The sequence below is a fragment of the Candidatus Anaeroferrophillus wilburensis genome, assembly GCA_016934315.1.
In the GTDB taxonomy this organism is placed as follows: domain Bacteria; phylum Desulfobacterota; class Anaeroferrophillalia; order Anaeroferrophillales; family Anaeroferrophillaceae; genus Anaeroferrophillus; species Anaeroferrophillus wilburensis.
Genome location: JAFGSY010000018.1, coordinates 1 through 4,358, shown reverse-complemented (window position 1 = coordinate 4,358; position 4,358 = coordinate 1). Strand labels below are relative to the sequence as shown.

5 protein-coding genes are annotated in these 4,358 nt (G+C 52.1%); all 5 read left to right on the top strand.

Features of this window, described 5'->3' with window-relative positions:
- Window positions 1-323: 323 nt before the first annotated feature.
- Genes JXO50_04450 through JXO50_04430 form a run of 5 tightly spaced genes read left to right on the top strand, consistent with a single transcriptional unit; the run spans window position 324 to window position 4,231 of the window.
- Window positions 324-740 carry a helix-turn-helix transcriptional regulator gene (locus JXO50_04450; protein ID MBN2332341.1) on the top strand — a complete coding sequence of 139 codons (417 nt, stop codon included), beginning with the start codon at window positions 324-326 and terminating at the stop codon, window positions 738-740.
- A complete protein-coding gene (locus JXO50_04445) occupies window positions 733-2,022 on the top strand; it encodes an O-acetylhomoserine aminocarboxypropyltransferase/cysteine synthase (protein ID MBN2332340.1) in 1,290 nt (429 codons plus the stop codon). Before JXO50_04450 ends, JXO50_04445 begins: the two co-directional genes overlap by 8 nt.
- Complete coding sequence (locus JXO50_04440) at window positions 2,019-3,182, top strand: homoserine O-acetyltransferase (protein MBN2332339.1); 1,164 nt, start codon at window positions 2,019-2,021, stop codon at window positions 3,180-3,182. The genes JXO50_04445 and JXO50_04440 overlap by 4 nt, the downstream gene beginning before the upstream one ends.
- Before the next feature lie 10 nt (window positions 3,183-3,192).
- On the top strand, window positions 3,193-3,789 hold the full coding sequence (metW, locus tag JXO50_04435; GenBank protein MBN2332338.1) for a methionine biosynthesis protein MetW: 597 nt from the start codon (window positions 3,193-3,195) through the stop codon (window positions 3,787-3,789).
- 10 nt (window positions 3,790-3,799) lie between these two features.
- Window positions 3,800-4,231: an MOSC domain-containing protein gene (locus JXO50_04430; GenBank protein MBN2332337.1), complete on the top strand. Its 432-nt coding sequence runs from the start codon at window positions 3,800-3,802 to the stop codon at window positions 4,229-4,231.
- Window positions 4,232-4,358 lie beyond the last annotated feature (127 nt).

Below are 4,358 nucleotides of genomic sequence, written 5' to 3'. Positions count from 1 at the left end.
GGGGGCCCCCCCGGGGGGGGGGGGGGGGGAAGCCACCTCCACTGATTGACGCCCGAACTTCCCGACTACAATAGCCAGCCGCTTAGAATTTCACGTCGCAACCTGTCTTTTGCTTTTAAACATCCAACTCCTATCCTGACGACTCTCGTTCTCACTTGCTTCAAAATAAAGATCGCTCAACTGATCCGGCCATCCACGCGCCAGCTGTAGAAATCTCACCGGTTGACGCCCAGGAAAGGGGGGATTTACGTTGACATTAAATACCACATTGTGGCATAAAAAAACCGGATAAGACAATACATATCAGCCAGGAAGTAACCTGCATGCACAGCAATGAGTTCAAAGATTTCAGGCAGAAATTAGATAAAACCCAGAAAGAGATGGCAGAACTTTTGGGGAAATCCATCAAGGCCGTTCACAGTTATGAACAGGGGTGGCGCGTCATACCAGCTGATGTGGAGAGGCAGGTCCTGTTTCTGGCTTCCCGGGCTGCGGTTGATGCTAAAAACAGAAAACCCTGCTGGCAGATTACGAAATGTTCGCCAGAGCAGAGAAAAAAGTGTCCGGCATGGGAATTCAACGCCGGCGATCTCTGCTGGTTCATCAACGGCACCACCTGTGCCGGCAGACCCCAGGGAAGCTGGGATGAAAAAATAAAGCTTTGCCGGCAATGCGCTGTCCTGTCTTCGCTGGTTAGCGATCAGACCACCGGAACAAAGAGGGGAATAAAAAATGGCTGACCATTATGGATTTGAAACCTTAGCGTTGCATGCCGGCATTACTCTTGATGAGACGTGTGCCCGCGCCGTACCGGTGCACCGGACAAGTTCGTATGTTTTCAGAGATACAGAACATGCTGCCAATCTTTTTGCCTTAAAGGAGTTGGGCAACATCTATACCCGGCTCATGAATCCAACCCAGGATGTGCTGGAAAAACGGATGGCTGCCCTTGAGGGTGGAGCGGCGGCACTGGCCCTGGCATCCGGGACAACAGCCATTTTTTATTCAATCATCAATATCTGCGGCCACGGCGATGAAGTTGTTGCAGCCGGCAATCTCTATGGCGGCACGTTTACCATGTTCAACAACATTCTGCCCAACCTTGGCATCAAGGTCATTTTTGTTGATCCCCTCAAACCTGAGAATTTCGAACAGGCAATCAATGAAAAAACCAGAATGCTTTATACCGAGAGCATTGGCAATCCCGTCCTTGATGTCGCTGACCTGGACGCGATTGCAAAGATCGCCCAAAAGCACCACCTGCCGCTGGTGGTCGATTCAACCTTTACCACCCCCTACCTGTGCAAGCCATTGGAGCACGGCGCGGACATCGTGGTCCACTCCCTTACCAAATGGCTTGGGGGGCATGGCACGGGAATAGGCGGCATCGTTATCGACGGCGGCAGGTTTGACTGGACGGATGCCAAATTTTGTTTTTACAACGAACCGGATGACTCCTACCACGGCCTGCGGTATGCCCACGACCTCGGGGAGCTGAATCCGCTGGCTTTCATCCTCAGAATGAGGCTGGTGCCTTTAAGGAACCTTGGCGCCTGCATCAGTCCGGATAACGCATGGCTCTTTCTGCAAGGGATCGAAACCCTCCCTTTGCGGATGCAGAGACATTGTGACAATGCCCTGAGTATTGCCCACTACCTGGCTGAACACCCAAAAGTGCAATGGGTGCGGTATCCCGGTCTGACAACGGACCCGACGTATGAAACAGCGTCTAAGCAGTTCAAAAACGGCTTTGGCGGCATGGTGGTATTTGGCATCAAAGGCGGCCTGGAAGCCGGGCACAGGTTCATTGACAACCTGAAGCTGATTTCGCACGTTGCCAATGTCGGCGATGCCAAAAGCCTCGCCATCCATCCGGCAAGCACCACCCATTCACAGCTTTCCGAAGCAGAACAGGCGGCCGGCGGCATCACGCCAGACCTGATCCGACTGTCAATCGGCATCGAAACCATCGATGACATCAGGGAAGACCTGGCACAGGCACTTGACGCGATTGAATCATGAGCGAGTATAGCGAACATACGAGGGAGCTGATATCGGTCGGCACCGTCAAGAAAGAGACGTTCACCTTCGCCGGCCCCCCCAATGAAATGGTTCTGGAGAGCGGCGCGACCCTGGGGCCGATAACGATCGCTTATGAAACCTGCGGCATGTTGAACGAGGATAAAAGCAATGTCATCCTGGTGACCCACGCCCTTACCGGAGATGCCCATGTGGCCGGCTATTACAGTGAAAACGACAGCAAGCCCGGCTGGTGGGATATCATGGTCGGCCCGGGCAAAGGGATTGATACGGACAAGTATTTTGTCGTCTGCTCCAACATCCTCGGGGGCTGCATGGGCACAACCGGTCCGTCATCCATCAATCCGGGCACCGGGAAACCTTACGGACTTGATTTCCCCATGGTAACCATTGGCGATATGGTTCAGGCCCAGAAGGCGCTGGTGGATCATCTGGGGATCACCAGGATTCTTGCGGTGATCGGCGGCTCAGTCGGCGGCATGCAGGTCCTGGAATGGTGCCTGCGTTATCCCGAGATGGTCGTTTCAGGCATCCCCCTGGCGACAACCATGCAGCATTCGGCACTCGCCATCGCCTTCAACGAGGTGGCCCGGCAAGCCATCATTGCCGATCCCAACTGGAACCATGGTGACTACTACTCGGGCGACAAACCGGCGCTGGGACTTTCGGTTGCCAGGATGATCGGCCACATCACCTACCTGTCAGATGAATCCATGCGGCTGAAATTCGGCAGAAGACTTCAGGAGAAGGACTCCTTTTCATTTAATTTTGCTGCCGACTTCCAGGTTGAAAGCTACCTCCGCCATCAGGGCGCAAAGTTTGTCGAACGATTTGATGCCAATTCTTTTTTGTATATCACCAAGGCGGCCGATTATTTTGATCTGAAACAACAGCATGGCGGCACCTCTGTTAAGGCATTTTCCAACACAACCGTAAAATTTCTTGTGGTTTCCTTTACTTCCGACTGGCTCTACCCGACATACCAGTCAAAAAAGATGGTCAAGGCCATGAAGAAAAACGGCCTTGATGTGAGCTTTTGTGAAATCGATGCCGAGTGGGGACACGATGCGTTTCTGCTGCCCAGCAACCGATTGACGAATCTACTGAAAGGGTTTCTGGAACGTGTGTATCAGGAATTATGACAACACCAGGATTCGCTATGACCTCAGACTGATTGCCTCCTGGATTGAGCCGGGGTCCAAAGTATTGAGCCTTGGCTGCGGGGATGGCGACCTGATTCACTATCTTAAAACACAGAAGCAGGTGAAAGAAACCGGAGTGGAAATTGATGAATCAAAAGTTGCGCGATGCATAGCGAAGGGGCTCTCTGTTCTCCAGGGCGACATCAATGAGGAAGTAGAGGATTACCCGGACGACAGTTTTGATTATGTCATCCTCAGCCAAACGCTGCAGCAGGTTTTTGCGCCGTTGAGCCTGATCCAGTCAATGCTCAGAATCGGCAAAAAAGCGGTGGTCAGCTTCCCTAATTTCAGCCACTGGAAAATCCGCCTGCAGCTTCTTTGTACAGGACATGCGCCAGTGGTAAAACATCTGCCCTACCAGTGGTATGACACGCCGAACATTCGGGTGATCACGATAAAGGACTTCAGAAAGTTTGCCCGGGAGACCGGTTTTACCATCATCCGCGAAGCTGCCATCAAGACATCACACCAGGAAAGGGAAGGCCATATCATCACCTTCCTGCCGGCTCTGAGAGCCGCGCAGGGGATATTCCTGATCGGAAGATAACGGGGGTATAATGGAGATAGTCTCAATCACCATCAGTAAAAAGAAAGGCACCAGAAAAAACCAGGTGGAGGAAGCCCTGCTCAAAAAAGGCCACGGCCTTGAAGGCGACGCCCACGCCGGCGACTGGCACCGGCAGGTGAGTTTTCTGTCAGCAGAAAACATTGCCTTGGCCAGGGCACAGGGACTTGCGGTAACCTTTGGTGACTTTGCCGAGAACATTGCCACCGTCGGGATTGCCTGGGAAAATCTGCCGGTCGGCACCAAGGTTCAGCTTGGGGAACGTGCCGTAGTCGAAATTACCCAGATAGGCAAAGAGTGCCACAATAAATGCGCCATTTACTATCAGGCCGGCGACTGCATCATGCCAAAAAAGGGAGTATTCGGACGTGTCCTTGAAGGGGGCACCATTCGCTGCGGCGATGGCATAAAATTGATTCCCTGAACATAAGATTTTAACAAAACATATAACCTTGATATCATTTAATCTTGACAGTCTAAAGTTTTTAGAGGGTTAAGCCGCTATTTTCACTAAATCAGGCTTGATTTTACTGCGTTTGTTACGAATTATT